We start from the raw sequence: 17,255 nt of genomic DNA, 5'->3' as shown, positions 1-17,255 counted from the left end.
AAGAGTGTTTACCGAGATCAATACCAATAAGCGCAACGTTTTCCATGATGGCCTCTCCTGAAAGAAAAACACCCTGTCAGCGTACCGCTCACAGGGTGGGGGTGACCATCTCATTAGACCCGCACGAGCGCGGGTCATATCAGCATATCAGGCATCCGGCTGGCCGAGCATGGCCTTGAGGTGCTCTTCCAGGCTGGGTTCGGGGGCCTTGAGGGTTGAGAGGAACAACTGCTCTATGCCTACCCTGTCCTGGCTCTTCACGATGAACACCAGCCGGGACTGGGCCTTGCCTTCGGGCCACTCCCCCAGCGCCTGCAACGGATAGAGCTGGCCGTGCACGCCGTGGATCACCACTGGCTGGCTCTCCCCTTCCAGTTGCAATATCCCCTTGAGACGCAGCAGGGCATCGCCGTATTGCGCCTGCACCGCATCGATGGCGGCCAGCAGGCGGGAGGGCTTGAGCGGCTCGCCGATGCGCAGGGAGAAACTTTCGATATTGCCGTGCTCGAAGCGGGTGGGCGCGGCCGTCCCCACCTTGGCGGCAAACGGCGTCATCTTCGGCTGCATGGGCGAAGCCAGCCCCTGTTTCGGGGATTCGGTACGCAGCCAGGCCAGCAACTGGCGCACGTCGCGCCCCGCTGCCTCGTTGTAGGCGCCGAGTTTCTCCAGCACCGCAGGTGAGAGCACCCCATTGCTGACCCGCTGGATGGGGGCTGCCGGATTGAGGGCCGCCAGTTGGGCTTCCACCCGCGCAAGGGTCTCTTCATCCACCAGATCGCCCTTGCTCACCACCAGCAGATCCGCCAGCGCCACCTGTTTGACCGCCTCATATTGAGCCGCAAGCTGCTGCTCGATATGACCGGCATCCACCACGGTGACGGTGCCGTCGAAGCGGTAGCGCTGGGCGATAAAGCCCTCTTCCCTCAACGTGAACAGCACGGGGGCCGGATCGGCCAGACCAGTGGTTTCGATGATCAGCCGTTTGAAGGGTTTGATTTTGCGCTGGATGGCCTTCATGAAAAGCCCCTGCAGCGCCTCCACCAGGGAGCCCTGCACCGAGCAGCAGATGCAGCCGGAATCGAGCAGCACCACCTGCTCGTCCACCTGCTGTACCAGATGGTGATCCAGCCCCACGGAGCCGAACTCGTTGATGAGCACGGCGCACTCCCCGAGCTCGGGCTGCTTGACCCAGTGGTTGAGCAAGGTGGTCTTGCCGCTGCCGAGAAAACCGGTCAGCAGGGTCACGGGGATGCGGGTGTCTTGCATGTCTGTCATCGGGTTGCCCCCCCTCTGATCGGCAGGAGGATGAGTAAGCGAGTGTCTTGCATATCGGTCATGTCAGATCCTTACCGGTTGGCGAACAGGTCGCCGAGCCAGCGGTTTTCGAAACGGCCATGGGGGTCAAGCTCCCGCTTCAGGGCCAGGAAGTCGTGCCAGCGCGGCAACAAGGCAGGGAAGTCGTAGAGGTCCATCGCCAGGTGCTTGCCGAAATGGGGAATGCCGCCGAGGGGCACCAGCAGTTGCTGCAACTCGCGCATCTGCTCCATGGAGCCCCCGACAAAGGTCCCGTCCGCCGCCAGATAGACCAGAAAACCTATCCAGCACACCGACTTGTCATGGGCGGCACTGAGCCAGGCCACGGAGGGACCGGTGCAGCGCAGGATGAAGGGGTAGTGCAGCACGCCGGGGTTCGCCTCCTGCCATGCCTGCAGGATTTCAAGGGCCTCCCCCATGCGTTCGAGGGGCACGGCCACCTCGCAGTTGATCTGGGGCGCCGGGATCCCCTTGCAGAGAATCTGGTAGACGTTGCCCACCAGATCCGAGGCGTCCTTGAAGCGGCGTACCGTCTCGAAGTGCTCGCCTGCCCTGGCCTCGTCCTTGGTGTCTCTGGCCATCTTCTGCAGGGTCGCGTCTATGGTGGCATTGAGCGCCAGGTTCATGCGCTCGTCCATGTCTCCCTCCAGCACCAGCGGCTCGCTGCCCCCGGCCCGGTAGCGGGCCACCTCGTCATCGGAGGCGGGATCCACCAGCCAGATGTGGCTCTCGCCGGTCCAGGCGAACCACCAGCTCTTCACGAAGGCGTGCTCCCGGTTGAGGCGCTCGTTGTGTTCCAGCAGGAAGGGGTAGTCGGTGGTGAACTTGGTGCAGCGCATGATGCGGTTGGGCACGGTGTTGAGGGTCACATCCAGCAGGATGCCGAGCATCCCCATGCCCATCACGAAGGCGCCGAAGCGCGGATCGGTGCGATCCACACGGATGATGTCGCCGCTCGCCAGCATCACGGTCAGGGCAGCCACCGCATCGCACAGGGCAGACTGGTGCAGTCCCTGCCCATGGGTGCCGGTGCTGAGCGCACCGCCCAGGGTCTGGATGCCGATGACGCCGGGGGACGCCGGCAGCATGCGATCCATGGCGATGAGGTCGGCATAGATGGTATCAAGCGGCGTCCCCGCCAGGTAGGTCACCGTATCGGCAGTCTTGTCCAGCTGGCCGCGCAGGTGGTGCAGGTCCACCAGCAGCGCCTGGCTGCCTTCGGCGTAGACGCTGTGGATGGGTTCGAAAGAGAGGCCGGAGCCGATGAGCCGCAGCTTGCGCTCGGGGTATTCCCGCAGCAGTTGCTGCAGCTCGTCACGGGTCGTCGGGCGCCACACCTGATCAAGGGCGCCGAGGGGGTTGGTTCTGGACCAGTTGAACAGCACCTCCCGATTGCCAATCGCCTTGATGCTGTGAAATGCCTGGAACCTGACCGTCATACCGCGCCTCATCTGACTTCAAAATGAGCGCCAATTCTACCGAAAAGTGGCTGCCAAGGCATGAAAAACAAGACCCTACAGTCGGGGGTGGATAGGGGGAGCGCCCCTCCCCGCCTCAGCGCGTCTGCTGGGTCAATGCCAGCAACATGCCGAATCCCACCAGCAGGCCCCCGAACACCCGATCGATCCAGTGGCGTACCGCCAGCAGTCGGTCCCGCACCGCAGGGGTGGAGAAGAAGAGCGCCACCGCACCAAACCAGAGGGCGTGCGCCAGCGCGATGAAGGCGCCATAGCCGATCTGGACCGCCAGCGGCGTCTGCGGCTGCACCACCTGCATGAAGAGGCTGACGATGAAGATGGTGGTCTTGGGATTGAGCACATTGGTCAGAAATCCGGTGCGCAGCGCACCCAGACTGGAGAGGGCAGGCTGACAGATGCTCTCTTCATCGGCAGCCGGTTTGGCCCGCAGCATCTTGATGCCGAGAAAGATGAGATAGGCGGCCCCTGCCAGCTTGATGAGGTTGAACAGCCAGAGGGATTGCTGGATCAGCAGGCCCACCCCCAGCAGGGTGTAGGTCACGTGCACGCAGACCCCGGCCGCGATGCCGATCGCCGTCAGCACGCCGGTGCGGCGCGAGAGCAGCAGGCTGTTACGCGACACCATGGCAAAGTCGGGCCCGGGGCTGATGACGGCAAAGAGGGTAATGGCGACAACGGCTAACAGTTCGGTCATGAAAATAGTCCTGATTACATGGAATATCGGCTATTTTATTTGGCCATGATGCCAATAACGAACGATAACTTCTGACATGAACGGTGAGAATAATTCACAGAAAAACCTGTCGCTGCCCGCCCTGACCGCACTGCGCTGTTTCGAGGTGGCGGCCCGCACCGAACACTTCAGCCGCGCTGCCGACGAGCTGCACCTCACCCACGGCGCCGTCAGCCGGGCGGTGCGCCTGCTGGAGGAGGATCTGGGGGTCATGCTGTTCGAGCGGCGCCAGCGCCGGGTCTTTCTGACCGAGGCGGGCGAACGGCTCTATCAGGCGGTCAGGGAGGGGCTGGGCGGCATCCGCCAGACGGCGCAGGCACTGCGCCAGCAGGGGCGACCATCCTCATTGGTCATCTCCTGTGAGCCGACCCTGCTGATGCGCTGGCTGATCCCGCGCTGGCCCGCCTTCCAGGCCCTGCACCCCGAGCTGGACGTGCATCTGATGGCCGGTGGCGGCGCCCTCAACTTCGGTAGCGGCATCGATCTCGCCATCCGGCGCAACGACTTTCACTGGCCTGCCGAGCTCTACAACCAGTTGCTGTTCGAGGAGCGGACCGGCCCTGTCTGCCCGCCGGGCAAGGTGGCGCACTTTTTTGAATCCAGGGGGGATGTGCAGGCCCTCAGGCCAACGGCCCCCCGTCTGCACACCAAGACCCGTCCGGGCGCCTGGTTGGAGTGGCAGCAGCACGCAGGCATGTCCGCCGACGAGGAGGTGCCGGGTCAGACCTTCGAGCACTTCTATTTCAGCCTGCAGGCGGCAGTCGCCGGGCTGGGAGTCGCCATCGGCCCCTACCGCCAGGTGTGCGACGATATCGAGGCCGGTCTGCTGGTGGCACCGCTCGGCTTCGTCCCCGACGGCACCGGCTATCACCTGCTCGCCCCCGCCCCTCCCGAACCCGGCAGCCCCCACGACATCCTGGTGAACTGGCTGCACAGCCTGGTGGGCGCGGCCTAGCCCTGGGCGGTGCGCCCGGCAGCGACCTGTATCTCTCCCGCCGTCAGCTCCCGGCAGAACTGGCGTATCGGCATGGGGCGGGCAAACAGGTATCCCTGCAGATACTGGACCCCCTTGCCTCTCAGATAGGCGGCCTGCTGCTCCGTCTCCACCCCTTCGGCCACCAGGGACAACCCCAGCCGTCCCCCAAGGTCGATGACGTTGTCCACGATGTGCTCGGAGAGGGACTCCGTCCCGATACGGCCGATGAAGGAGCGGTCGATCTTGAGATAGTCCACGTGGAATTGCTGCAGATAGATGAGGCTGGAGTGGCCGGTGCCAAAGTCATCGATGGCGAGCTGCACCCCCATCTCGTCGAGCTGGCGAAACAGGGAGAGGGTCTGCGGGCTGGTCACCAGCAGCTCCCGCTCCGTGAGCTCCAGCACCAGCACCACCCGTCCCGGAACGAAGTGGCCGAGGAAGTCGCGGCACTCCGCCACCAGGGAGAGGTCCCGGCAGTGGATGGCACTGATGTTGAAGCTGATGTGAAATGCCTCGGGCAACTGCTCCTGTACCGGGTGGAGTGTCTTGGCCACCGTCTTCATCAGGTTGACCGTCATGGGCACGATCAGGCCAGACTCTTCCGCCTGGGGGATGAAGAGATCGGGGCGGATCAGCCCCTCGGTGGCATGTTGCCAGCGCATCAGTACCTCGGCTCCCACCATCTTGCCGCCCTTGCTGGCGATCAGCGGTTGCAGATAGGGGACAAACTCCCTGGATCGCAGCCCGCGTCTCAGCTCGTCCGTCAGGGCCCCCGGCCGCCCAAGCAGCCATCACACCAGCAGTGAGAGCACCAGCGAACTGGCTCCCAGCCAGATCAGCTGCAGATGGCGAGCCTCCCACAGGGCACGCCAGTAGATCGGCATGGCATAACCGGCGTGGATGGTGAAGGGGTAACGCTGGGAGGCGAGTATCAGGGCAAACTTGCTGTGCAGTTTCGGCGGATCGCTTTGGAAGTGGCCGGACTCATCGAGCCAGGCGGACCCCACCTGCAAGAACAGCTCGCTGGGATCGCTGCTCAGGGTGAGCATGAAACTGAGCTGGCTGCTGTCAATGGCGCTCAGTGCCGCATCACGCCCCCGCTCCTGACGCACCACCAGCAAGGGGTGATTCTTGCGCACCAGGTTGCCGCTCATCAGCAGCAACTTGCGATCCGTGTAGCGGGAGCCGTCATCCACTTCCCTGGCAGGCCCAAACAGCGAGGTGCAGTTGATGATCCCCTGTCGCACCAGATTGATGGAGCGCAGGAACGGCTCCAGCGCCACTCGCTTGCGCAGCAGCAACAGGTTGTCGCTGCAGGAGCGACCGGCCAGCGGCAATACCTCGAGGTTGGCCCGCTCGGCCTGATCCAGCATGCGCTCCAGCAAGGTTCTGGCCTTGCTGGCTGACGCACTGGCATCGTTCTTCAGCTCCTGCTCGTAGCTGTCATGCACCATCCACCCTCCCATCACCAGGGGCAGGGCTAACACCAGCAGGGCACAACCAAGGCGCCACTTCATGCGGGCCAGATCAATCCGGAACAGAAACATAGCAACCACGCCGCAATGCGCGGGCCCGCTTCGCAGGTACCGCGGTATAAAAATGCCCACCAGGAAACGGTGGGGCCATCATGGCCAGACAACGAAAGCGCAACGCGCGTACCAGGCAAATCGACGACGCCGTTGCTGGGCATGGCGGGTCATTATCGCGCAGCCCCCTGAAATGGAAAATGCCGCGTCGAGACGCGGCATTGTTATTTTCAGTGGTCAGACCGGCGAGTCTCAGACCGCTTGCTGCAGGATCACCGCATCGGCCTTCTTGGTGTAGGAGGCGATCTCGTTGAAGTTCAGGTAGCGGTAGGTGTCGGCAGCAGTGGCGTCCAGGGTCTTGGCATACTGCAGGTACTCTTCCACGGTCGGGATCTTGCCGATGATGGCGGCAACCGCGGCCAGCTCCGCAGAAGCCAGATAGACGTTGGCACCCTTGCCCAGACGGTTCGGGAAGTTGCGGGTGGAGGTGGAGACCACGGAGGCCCCTTCCGCCACGCGCGCCTGGTTGCCCATGCAGAGGGAGCAGCCCGGGATTTCGATGCGAGCACCGACCCGACCGAAGATGCCGTAGTAGCCCTCTTCGGTCAGCTGATCCTTGTCCATCTTGGTGGGGGGGGCGATCCACATGCGGGTCGGCAGCTCGCCCTGATACTTCTCGAGCAGTTTGCCAGCGGCGCGGAAGTGGCCGATGTTGGTCATGCAGGAACCGATGAACACCTCGTCAATCTTGTCACCCGCCACGTCGCTCAGCAGACGGGCGTCGTCCGGATCGTTCGGCGCACACAGGATCGGCTCCTTGATGGTGGCCAGATCGATCTCGATGATTTCGGCGTACTCGGCATCCTTGTCCGCTTCCATCAGTACCGGGTTGGCCAGCCACTCTTCCATCCCCTTGATGCGGCGGGTGATGGTGCGCACGTCGCCGTAGCCTTCAGAGAGCATCCACTTCAGCATCACGATGTTCGACTTCAGATACTCGATGATCGGCTCTTTATCCAGCTTGATGGTGCAACCAGCGGCAGAGCGCTCGGCGCTGGCGTCCGCCAGCTCGAATGCCTGCTCCACCTTCAGGGTCGGCAGACCTTCGATCTCGAGGATGCGGCCGGAGAAGATGTTCTTCTTGCCCGCTTTCTCGACGGTCAGCAGCCCTTTCTGGATGGCGGCGTAGGGGATGGCATGGACCAGGTCACGCAGGGTGATGCCCGGCTGCAGCTCGCCCTTGAAGCGCACCAGCACGGATTCCGGCATGTCCAGCGGCATCACGCCGGTGGCGGCGGCGAAGGCCACCAGACCAGAGCCAGCCGGGAAGGAGATGCCGATGGGGAAACGGGTGTGGGAGTCACCACCGGTACCCACGGTATCCGGCAGCAGCATGCGGTTCAGCCAGGAGTGGATGACGCCGTCGCCCGGACGCAGAGAGACACCGCCGCGGTTCATGATGAAGTCCGGCAGGGTGTGGTGGGTCTGCACGTCGATGGGCTTGGGATAAGCGGCGGTGTGGCAGAAGGACTGCATGGTCAGATCGGCAGAGAAGCCGAGGCAGGCGAGATCTTTGAGCTCGTCGCGGGTCATCGGGCCCGTGGTGTCCTGAGAGCCGACCGTGGTCATCTTGGGTTCGCAGTAGGTGCCCGGGCGGATGCCCTCCACGCCACATGCCTTGCCCACCATCTTCTGGGCCAGGGTGAAGCCCTTGCCGGTGTCGGCAACAGGCTGCGGACGACGGAACACGGTGGAGAACGGCAGACCCAGCGCTTCGCGGGCCTTGTCGGTCAGGCCGCGGCCGATGATCAGCGGAATGCGGCCACCGGCGCGCACTTCATCGATCAGCACCTCGGTCTTCAGTTCGAACCGGGCCAGCACCTCGTCGGTGCCGTGGCGGGTGATCTTGCCCTCATAGGGGAAGATGTCGATGACATCGCCCATTTCCAGCTTGGAGACGTCCACTTCGATGGGCAGGGCGCCGGCATCTTCCATGGTGTTGAAGAAGATGGGGGCAATCTTGCCACCGAGGCAGACGCCGCCGGCACGCTTGTTCGGCACGAACGGAATGTCGTCGCCCATGAACCAGAGCACGGAGTTGGTGGCGGATTTACGGGAAGAGCCGGTACCGACCACGTCACCCACGTAAGCCAGCGGGAAGCCCTGCTCTTTCAGGGAATCAATGGTCTTGATGGGGCCGATGACGCCATCCTTGTCCGGGGTGATGCCGGGACGGGCGTTCTTCAGCATCGCCAGGGCGTGCAGCGGAATATCCGGGCGGGACCAGGCGTCCGGCGCCGGCGACAGATCGTCGGTGTTGGTTTCGCCGGTCACCTTGAACACGGTGACGGTGATCTTCTCGGCCAGGGCCGGGCGGTTCAGGAACCACTCGGCGTCAGCCCAGGATTGCAGCACCTGCTTGGCGTGGGCATTGCCCGCCTTGGCCTTCTCTTCCACGTCGTGGAAGGAGTCGAACATCAGCAGGGTGTGGGAGAGCCCCTTGGCGGCAAGCGGCGCCAGGGTGGCGTGATCCAGCAGGTCGATCAGCGGTTGAATGTTGTAACCACCCTGCATGGTGCCCAGCAGCTCGACGGCTTCGGCGGCAGTCAGGATGGGAGAGTGGGCTTCGCCCTTGGCGACGGCGGTGAGGAAACCGGCTTTGACATAGGCCGCTTCATCAACACCGGGGGGAATGCGGGAGGACAACAGCTCTTTCAGAAAGTCTTCTTCGCCAGCGGGCGGGTTCTTGAGAAGCGTTACCAGGGCGGCGACCTGCTCTGCATCCAGAGGTTTGGCAACCACGCCCTCGGCGGCACGTTCTGCGACGTGTTTACGGTATGTTTCAAGCACGACTAATTCCTCTTTGGTCTTTTTTTGGGGTTCGCCCACGCTCGCGGCGATCGTCCTTGCGGGACACCCCGTAGGGTGCTCCCCACTATATAAGTTTTAACGACTAATTAAAATCCAAACCCTGTTTACTTATTCACCACAAAATCGTAACCAATTAAACAGCCTGGTATTTTTTGAAAATTAATTGAACGCCCTCAACCAGAGTTAACAAATTGGCATCATTTCGGCATTATTCGAACGTACTGCCCAATTGCAGATAGAAGACGTCATTGCCCCCCTCCGCCATGCCGTAGCCGAGGAACACAGGGCCGAGGAAGCTCTCCACCCCGACATAAACCGACCCGGCGGTAAACGAGCTCTCCAGACTGATATCCTCACCCTTGTTCCAGACCCCGCCCTGCTCCAGAGATCCACCCAGATAGAGCGGCATCTTGAGGGCACCAAAGTCATTATCTGCCACCCGATAGATGTAACGCAGGCCACCAAACAGGCTGTAGCGACCGCTCAGCTGGTAGCGCTGGAAACCGGAGAGGCGGAACAGCCCGCCCAGATCCTGAATATGCAGCGGCACCACCTCTTCACTGCCCGAGCCCCCCCCTTCGAGGATCAGGTTGAGGCTGTGCCTGTCCCATGACCAAGGCTTGATCATCGAGAGCTGATAATTCCAGCCTTCACTGCGGCCATCTGCTGACTCGAGTCCATCCACACTGACGTGTGAGTGGCCCAGTTTCATGTCCCATTTCATCCCCTGATAGGGGAAATAGCGGCTATCCAGATTGTCGTGTTCAAAGCGGACATAGGGGCCCCACGCCGTGGCATCCATCTCCAGCCCCTTGAAGTTCTTCACATCAATCGTGCCCAGTTGTCCCTCCAGTCCCATCGACAACCGGCTCCAGGGCTGGCGGTTCCAGCCCACCGCCAGATCACCGCTGAAAAAGGAGTATTCGGAGTCGAGATAGCTTATCGAAACCATCTCGGGATCCGGATTGGGGAAAAACAGGCGGCGCAGGGTCTGGTCATAGGCCAGACTCGCCTCACCATAGAAGGTCTGGGAGGGTTCGAGCGGGGTATAGAAGTCGGTCTTGATATGTTTGGCCGTGCCCAGCGACGCCTCGGTCAGCCACTCGGCACCCCACTCGTTGACGTTGGTGAGGGTATAGGACATGCCGACGTTGTAGTTGGAGGTGTTCTCGAAGTCATCGGTGAAACCGAACTGGAAGTTGAGGTAGCCCGGCCCCCAGTTCTTCTCGCTGGCGTCCACCACCAGCACGTTCTCCCCGTCCCGCTCCTCCACCTCGTAGGTGATGCGATCGAACGACTCCAGGGCGTAGAGGCGACGGATCCCCGCCTCCAGGCTCTCGTAGGTCTGCACCTTGTCCGGACGCACGTTCAGCATGGCCCGCACCGTGTCGTCGGAGAGGCGCGACTTGTTGATGATCTCCACCTTGTCGATGTAGTAGGCGGGCTGGCCGCTGCGCTCGGCGCGCCGGCTCAGCTTGCCGTTGCGATAGTCGGCGTAGGCGGCGGGCGAGAGAGAGAGTGCATCGAGCCGGGCCGCTGCACTGTTGGCGACCGCCTCCCCGATCTTGATCCCCTCCGGCATCAGGGCGAAGTCGGCGATCCCCATGTTGCCGAACTCGGGGGTCAGCAGGATGTCCCTGGGGCCCAGCAGCGCCTTCTGCTTTTCGGTCCCCACCTGGGTCATGTAGGTGGTGAGCTGATCGATCATGGCCAATCCCGACTTGAGGGACTCCCGGGTACGCAGCTTGGCGCTGATGTCCACCGCGATCACCACGTCGGCCCCCATGGCCTTGGCCACGTCCACCGGCATGTTGTTGACCGTGCCACCATCGGCCAGGATGCGGCCGTCCCAGTCCACCGGCTTGAGGGCACCGGGAATGGACATGGAGGCCTGCATCGCCTTGGCGAGGCTGCCGTGATCCAGCACGAAGGGGGTCACCGTCTCCATGTCGGTCGCCACCGCGCGATAGGGGATAGGCAGGTTGTCGAAGCTCTTTTGCGCCGGCAGGTTGGAGGTGGCGTGGCGCAGCAGGCTGGCCATGGACTGTCCCTGGAAGAAGCCGTGCGGCAGCTGGGTCTGGTCACCGTTGACCCCGATGTCGGTGCGCAGCTGGTACTTCTCGGTCTGCTGCTTCTTGCGCAGGGATAGCTCGTCGCGCCCCACCTTGTCCTGATAGCCCTTGTTCCAGTCGATGGCCAGCGTCGTGCGCTCCACCTCCTCGGCGCTGAGCCCCATGGCATACATGCCCGCCACATAGGAGCCCATGCTGGTCCCGACGATGATGTCCACCGGGATGTGCTTTGCCTCCAGCACCTTGAGCACCCCGATATGGGCCGACCCCTTGGCACCGCCGCCGCTCAGTACCAGGGCGATCCTCGGACGCTCCATCTTGGTTGCCCCCGGGTTTCTGGCCGAAGGCGCGGGATCATTGGCTCCGGCCGCCGCCATGAACGGCAGGGTCGCCAGCAGGAGCACGAGCAGGTGGGTCCATCCCCGATGAAAGATGCGCATATGAGAGTCCATAAATCCGGTGCGAGTCGAGCGGGCAGGCCGCCAGTCAGGTGCAGCCTACTATAAGTGCAAGCACTTTAACCGCAAGCCGGGGTGCTGGCGAGGGGTCGCCCCGCTTGCGACGATGTCTCGGCAAAATCGGGCGCCAATCCAGCCCAATCCGGGTGTGAGCGCAAACGTTAATCGACAATAAAGGCCCCCGCCGCCTCAAGAGCGCGCCAAATCAGCCGCTATTATGAGTTCAACCCTGGTTCACACTTCCGAGTCACCCTTATGTTCGCAAGCCTGACACTGAAACAGAAAATTCTGGCCACCGTCATCCTCGCCGTGGCCCTCTCCTGCCTGCTGGTGGGCTATTTCAGCCAGCGTTCTGCCCAGCAGCTGATCGAGGACCGCATGTTCGAGCAGGAGCTGCCCAACCTGACCCAGCGCATCGGCAAGGAGATCGAAAAGGATCTCACTTCGGTCGCCAATGCCGCCAGACAGCTTGCCAACGACCGCTTCGTGCTGGACTGGGTCGAGCGCGGCATGCCCAAGGAGCAGGAGTCCATCCTCATCAACCAGCTCAAGGACATGACGAGCCAGTATGGTCTGGTCACCGCCTCCTTCGCCGATCGTCAGAGTGCCGCCTACTACAACCAGGACGGTTTTCTGCGCATCCTGAACCACGAGCAGGACAACTGGTTCTATGACTACACCAAGAGCCGCCAGGATCTGATGCTTAGCATCTTTCGGGAGAGCAACGGCGAGGTGAAACTGTTCGTCAACTTCCAGCAACTCGACGGACGCGGCCTCGCCGGCCTCGCCAAATCCCTCGACAGCATGGTCAGCATGCTCGCCAACTTCCGCATCGGCGACAGCGGCTTCGTCTTCATGACAGACGGCAGCGGCAAGGTGAAGCTGCACCCCGACGCCACCCGCATCGATCGGGACAACCTGACCCAGCTGGCCAGCGGCAGCAGCACCAACCTGCTCAACAAGCAGCCCTTTGCCGCCACCCATGCCGAGGTCGACGGCCAGCCCGTGATCCTGGCCAGCAGCTACATCCCTCTGCTCGACTGGTATCTGGTGGCCCAGGTGCCGGAGGCCGAAATTTATGCCGAACTGGACAGAGCGCGCCTGCACATGGTGCTGGTCAGCCTGGCCATCGCCGTCGGCATGGGGCTGCTCGGCGTTCTCCTGGCGGGCTCCGTGAGCCGCCCCCTCAACGAACTGGCCCGCCTGTTCCGCGAACTCGGCAGCGGTGATGGCGACCTCACCCATCGCCTCAAGGTCGATGGCCGTGACGAACTGGCCCAGGTGGCGACCGGCTTCAACAACTTTGTCGCCAAGATCCACGGCTCCATCGAACAGGTGGCGAGCAACTCCCGCCAGCTCGCCGCCACCGCCAACGAGGTGGCAGCCAAAGCCCAGCTCACCCAGCACAACTGCACCGCCCAGCGGGATCGCACCGTCCAGGTCGCTACCGCCATCCACGAGATGGGGGCCACCGTCAGCGAGATCGCCGGCAATGCATCCCTGGCAGCCGACGTCGCCAAGCAGGCCAACGAGCAGGCCGATGCGGGGGCCCAGGTCGTCGCCCAGGCCCGTCACGGCATCGTCGGCCTCTCCGGTGAAATCGAACAGGTCGCCGGGGTCATCGAGTCCCTGGCGAGCCAGACCGACTCCATCGGCAGCATCCTCGACACCATCCGCAGCATCTCGGAGCAGACCAACCTGCTGGCCCTCAACGCCGCCATCGAGGCCGCCCGTGCCGGCGAGCAGGGCCGTGGCTTCGCCGTGGTGGCCGACGAGGTGCGCAACCTCGCCAGCCGCTCCGCCGCCTCCACCGCCGAGATCCAGGGCATGATCAACAGCCTCCAGGAGCAGAGCGCCCGCGCCGTCAGTGCCATGGCCCAGGGACGCAACCAGAGCCTGCGGGTGGTGACCCAGGCCGACGAGGCCAACGGCGCCCTCGACCAGATCACCGGGCACATCACCCAGATCAGCGACATGAACATCCAGGTCGCCACCGCCACCGAAGAGCAGTCCAGCGTGGTCGGGGAGATCAACCGCAACGTGGAGGACATCAACCAGCTCACCATGGAGACCGCTGATATCGCCCACCAGTTGACCGAGTCCAGCCGCAGCCTGCAACAGCTCTCCGGCGAGCTCGACAAGCTGGTCGGCAACTTCCGGTTATAAGATGAAAGGGCGCTGCGGCGCCCTTTTTTCACCGGGTCGACAGGGAATACCGACCCCCATGACGGCGAACCGTCATGACAAGCCGCTACAGTAGCGACACAGCAACACACCAAGGAGTCAACATGCTGGCAGGCAACCTCACCATCAAAACCCAACTGATCCTGGCCGTCACCGTGCCCTGTCTCGCCCTGCTGCTGGTTGGCGCCGCCAGTCTGCGCAGCATGGACAACATCAGGCAGCAGGCCGAAGAGCTGTTCCAGAATACCGCCACTCCCATGCGGGCCATGGCGGAAGTGGCCTCCCGCATCCCGCGCATGCGCGTCGGCATCGACATGATGCTGCTGCAGGACACCTCCCTGCGCGACGAAAAGGGGGTGCAGACCCGGGTCAAGGAGACCCGCGAGGAAGACATTCCCGAGATGCGCCAGGCCATGGAGCAGGCCGTCAAGGCCCAGGTCGATCCCGACGCCCGGGCCAGGGCCCAGACCCTGCTCGATCAATTCACCCGGGTGGAGCGGGAGGAGCTGACCCCCATGTTGCAGGCGCTCTCTGACAACAAGATGGACGAGGCTCGCGCCATCTACCGGGATCGCTACAGCCAGAGCTACGGAGTCATGCGCAAGGGCGCCAATGAGCTGCTCGACGGGTTGATAGGTCAGGCCCAGCATCGCAACGACCTGAGCGAAAACAGCTATGACAGCGGTCGTACCCAGATGATCGCCATCATCGTCATCGCCATCGCCATCTCGCTGCTCGTCTCGACCCTCATTCTCATCGGGCTGCGCCGCCGGGTCTCCTTCCTGCAATCCCATATTGGCGAAGTGGCCCGCCACCTCGCCCTCGACAGCCGCGCCAGTCTCACCGGCAAGGACGAGCTGGCCGAGATTGCCCACAGCTTCAACCAGTTCGTGACCCGGATCCACGGGGCCATCGTGCAGGTGGCGAGCAACTCCCGCCAGGTGGCCGCCACCGCCAGCGAGGTGGCCGCCAAGGCCCAGCTCACCCAGCACAACTGCACCGCCCAGCGGGATCGCACCGTCCAGGTCGCCACCGCCATCCACGAGATGGGGGCCACCGTCACCGAGATCGCCGGCAATGCATCCCTGGCCGCCGACGTCGCCAAGCAGGCCAACGAGCAGGCCGATGCGGGGGCCCAGGTCGTCGCCCAGGCCCGTCACGGCATCGTCGGCCTCTCCGGTGAAATCGAACAGGTCGCCGGGGTCATCGAGTCCCTGGCGAGCCAGACCGACTCCATCGGCAGCATCCTCGACACCATCCGCAGCATCTCGGAGCAGACCAACCTGCTGGCCCTCAACGCCGCCATCGAGGCCGCCCGCGCCGGCGAGCAGGGCCGAGGCTTCGCCGTGGTGGCCGACGAGGTGCGCAACCTCGCCAGCCGCTCCGCCGCCTCCACCGCCGAGATCCAGGGCATGATCAACAGCCTCCAGGAGCAGAGCGCCCGAGCCGTCAGCGCCATGGCCCAGGGCCGCAACCAGAGCCTGCGGGTGGTGACCCAGGCCGACGAGGCCAACGGCGCCCTCGACCAGATCACCGGACACATCACCCAGATCAGCGACATGAACATCCAGGTCGCCACCGCCACCGAAGAGCAGTCGAGCGTGGTGGGCGAACTCAACCGCAACGTGGAGGACATCAACCAGCTCACCATGGAGACCGCCGATATCGCCCATCACCTGACCGAGTCGAGCCGCAACCTGCAGCACCTCTCCGGCGAGCTCGACAAGCTGGTCGGCAACTTCCGCCTCTGAGCGTCCGGCACCTCTTCCTGACCCGCACCAGGGCGCTTCGGCGCCCTTCTTCATGACCACGGCAAGCCGTGACGCACGGGGGATACGTCGTCTCCCACCGCCCTGCCACATGCCTCATAATCAGGAAAACGCGAGGAGGTATGATGGGCAAGCTGGTCGTGATGATAGTGCTGGGGGGGCTGCTCAGTGCCTGCAGCAGCGGGCCCGTGCGGGTGCACGGGGCCGATGTGAGCGTGGACGATACCCGGATCCGGGTCAGCGACGGGGATCGCGGAGGCGACGGTACCTTCTGCCCACCGGGACAGGCCAAGAAGGGGCGCTGCTGACCGCTGGGTGCCGAAAGACAGACAACAAAAAGCCGCTCCATGGAGCGGCTTTTCTTATGAAACGGGCAGAAGATTATTTTTTCTTCTTGGCCTTGGCGTTCGGCAGGTCGGTGATGGAGCCTTCGAACACTTCGGCAGCCAGACCCACGGACTCGTGCAGAGTCGGGTGAGCGTGGATGGTCAGCGCGATGTCTTCGGCGTCGGCACCCATCTCGATGGCCAGACCGATTTCACCCAGCAGTTCACCGCCGTTGGTGCCCACGATGGCACCACCGATGACGCGGCCGCTCTCCTTGTCGAAGATCAGCTTGGTCATGCCGTCGGAGCAGTCGGACGCGATGGCGCGACCGGAAGCAGCCCACGGGAAGGTGGCGACTTCGAAGTTCAGACCCTGTTGCTTGGCTTCCTTCTCGGTCAGACCCACCCAGGCCATCTCAGGCTCGGTATAGGCGATGGACGGAATCACTTTCGGGTCGAAGTAGTGCTTCTTGCCGGCGATGACTTCGGCCGCCACGTGGCCTTCGTGTACACCCTTGTGGGCCAGCATGGGCTGACCGACGATGTCGCCGATGGCGTGGATGTGGGCCACGTTGGTACGCAGCTGCTTGTCGACTTCGATGAAACCGCGCTCGTTGACGGCAACACCGGCCTTCTCGGCATCCAGCATCTTGCCGTTCGGCACACGGCCTACGGCAACCAGCACGTTGTCGTAGCGAACCGGCTCGGCCGGGGCGTGCTTACCTTCGTAGGAGACGTACAGGCCGTCTTCACGGGCTTCAACGGCGGTGACCTTGGTCTCCAGCATGATGTTGAATTTCTTGGCAACGCGCTTGGTGTAGATCTTGACGATGTCTTTGTCGGCAGCCGGTACCAGCTGGTCGGCAAATTCCACCACGTCGATCTCGGAACCCAGGGAGGAGTACACGGTACCCATCTCCAGACCGATGATGCCGCCACCGATGACCAGCAGCTTGCCAGGAACGGTCGTCAGTTCCAGCGCATCGGTAGAGTCCCATACGCGGGGGTCGTCATGGGGGATGAACGGCAGCTTCACCGGACGGGAACCGGCGGCGATGATGGCGTTGTCGAAGGTGACGGTGGTCTTGCCGTCGGCGCCTTCCACTTCCAGCGTGTTCGGACCGGTGAACTTGCCGAAGCCGTTCACGACTTGGACTTTACGCATCTTGGCCATGCCAGCCAGACCGCCGGTCAGCTGGTTGATGACCTTCTCTTTCCACAGACGCACCTTGTCGATGTCGGTCTGCGGGGCACCGAAGACGATGCCGTGCTCGGCCAGCGCCTTGGCTTCTTCAATGACTTTGGCGACGTGCAGCAGTGCCTTGGACGGGATGCAACCCACGTTCAGGCAGACGCCACCCAGGGTGGAGTAACGCTCGACGATAATGGTATCCAGACCCAAGTCAGCCGCACGGAAGGCAGCGGAATAACCGGCAGGGCCAGCACCCAGTACTACGACCTGGGTTTTGATTTCTTTACTCATCATGACCTCTTTGTCGTTCTTATATCCCCGGACAGCACAGTCTTATGCCAAACAAGGCCGCTGCA

10 protein-coding genes and 1 pseudogene are annotated in these 17,255 nt (G+C 63.1%); 4 read left to right on the top strand and 7 right to left on the bottom strand.

The features are described 5' to 3' along the window. Nucleotides 1-147: 147 nt before the first annotated feature. From ACNPAA_RS06775 to ACNPAA_RS06765, 3 genes are all read right to left on the bottom strand, one after another. On the bottom strand, nucleotides 148-1,275 hold the full coding sequence (locus tag ACNPAA_RS06775) for a CobW family GTP-binding protein (RefSeq protein WP_029314837.1): 1,128 nt from the start codon (nucleotides 1,273-1,275) through the stop codon (nucleotides 148-150). Between the two features lie 71 nt (nucleotides 1,276-1,346). Next, a complete protein-coding gene (locus ACNPAA_RS06770) occupies nucleotides 1,347-2,753 on the bottom strand; it encodes a D-arabinono-1,4-lactone oxidase (protein WP_128297046.1) in 1,407 nt (468 codons plus the stop codon). 115 nt (nucleotides 2,754-2,868) lie between these two features. Further along, the gene (locus tag ACNPAA_RS06765) at nucleotides 2,869-3,486 is read right to left on the bottom strand and encodes a LysE family transporter (protein ID WP_103244165.1); all 618 of its coding nucleotides are present in this window, start codon (nucleotides 3,484-3,486) and stop codon (nucleotides 2,869-2,871) included. 76 nt (nucleotides 3,487-3,562) lie between these two features. Between ACNPAA_RS06765 and ACNPAA_RS06760 the strand changes: the two genes are divergently transcribed. Continuing rightward, complete coding sequence (locus tag ACNPAA_RS06760; protein WP_417891656.1) at nucleotides 3,563-4,480, top strand: LysR family transcriptional regulator; 918 nt, start codon at nucleotides 3,563-3,565, stop codon at nucleotides 4,478-4,480. Here ACNPAA_RS06760 and ACNPAA_RS06755 read toward each other — a convergent pair. From ACNPAA_RS06755 to ACNPAA_RS06745, 3 genes and pseudogenes are all read right to left on the bottom strand, one after another. Beyond that, nucleotides 4,477-6,048: pseudogene (locus ACNPAA_RS06755) on the bottom strand (EAL domain-containing protein). The gene ACNPAA_RS06760 and the pseudogene ACNPAA_RS06755 sit on opposite strands and share 4 nt — an antisense overlap. A gap of 231 nt (nucleotides 6,049-6,279) precedes the next feature. After that, the gene (acnB, locus tag ACNPAA_RS06750) at nucleotides 6,280-8,877 is read right to left on the bottom strand and encodes a bifunctional aconitate hydratase 2/2-methylisocitrate dehydratase (protein WP_201872794.1); all 2,598 of its coding nucleotides are present in this window, start codon (nucleotides 8,875-8,877) and stop codon (nucleotides 6,280-6,282) included. 229 nt (nucleotides 8,878-9,106) lie between these two features. Beyond that, nucleotides 9,107-11,410, bottom strand: coding sequence for a patatin-like phospholipase family protein (locus ACNPAA_RS06745; protein ID WP_201872795.1), 2,304 nt, complete (start codon nucleotides 11,408-11,410; stop codon nucleotides 9,107-9,109). 273 nt (nucleotides 11,411-11,683) lie between these two features. On the opposite strand from ACNPAA_RS06745, the gene ACNPAA_RS06740 reads away from it, so the two are divergent. The 3 genes from ACNPAA_RS06740 to ACNPAA_RS06730 all read left to right on the top strand — a co-directional run bounded on the left by ACNPAA_RS06740 (nucleotide 11,684) and on the right by ACNPAA_RS06730 (nucleotide 15,689). Continuing rightward, nucleotides 11,684-13,594 (top strand): methyl-accepting chemotaxis protein, encoded by a 1,911-nt coding sequence (locus ACNPAA_RS06740; protein WP_161469882.1) that lies wholly within the window; start codon nucleotides 11,684-11,686, stop codon nucleotides 13,592-13,594. A 122-nt stretch (nucleotides 13,595-13,716) separates the two neighbouring features. Further along, on the top strand, nucleotides 13,717-15,363 hold the full coding sequence (locus ACNPAA_RS06735; RefSeq protein WP_252593306.1) for a methyl-accepting chemotaxis protein: 1,647 nt from the start codon (nucleotides 13,717-13,719) through the stop codon (nucleotides 15,361-15,363). Between the two features lie 143 nt (nucleotides 15,364-15,506). After that, entirely contained in the window at nucleotides 15,507-15,689 is a 183-nt protein-coding gene (locus ACNPAA_RS06730; protein ID WP_042015109.1) for a hypothetical protein, read from the top strand. A gap of 73 nt (nucleotides 15,690-15,762) precedes the next feature. Here ACNPAA_RS06730 and lpdA read toward each other — a convergent pair whose 3' ends face one another. Continuing rightward, nucleotides 15,763-17,190 carry a dihydrolipoyl dehydrogenase gene (gene lpdA, locus ACNPAA_RS06725; RefSeq protein ID WP_010675812.1) on the bottom strand — a complete coding sequence of 476 codons (1,428 nt, stop codon included), beginning with the start codon at nucleotides 17,188-17,190 and terminating at the stop codon, nucleotides 15,763-15,765. Between the last annotated feature and the right edge of the window lie 65 nt (nucleotides 17,191-17,255).

The sequence above is a fragment of the Aeromonas sp. PS2Canimalfood6 genome, from assembly GCF_048276795.1.
GTDB lineage: Bacteria > Pseudomonadota > Gammaproteobacteria > Enterobacterales > Aeromonadaceae > Aeromonas > Aeromonas caviae.
The sequence above is the reverse complement of the archived record's forward strand: the minus strand, read 5'-3'. Positions and strand labels throughout refer to the sequence as shown.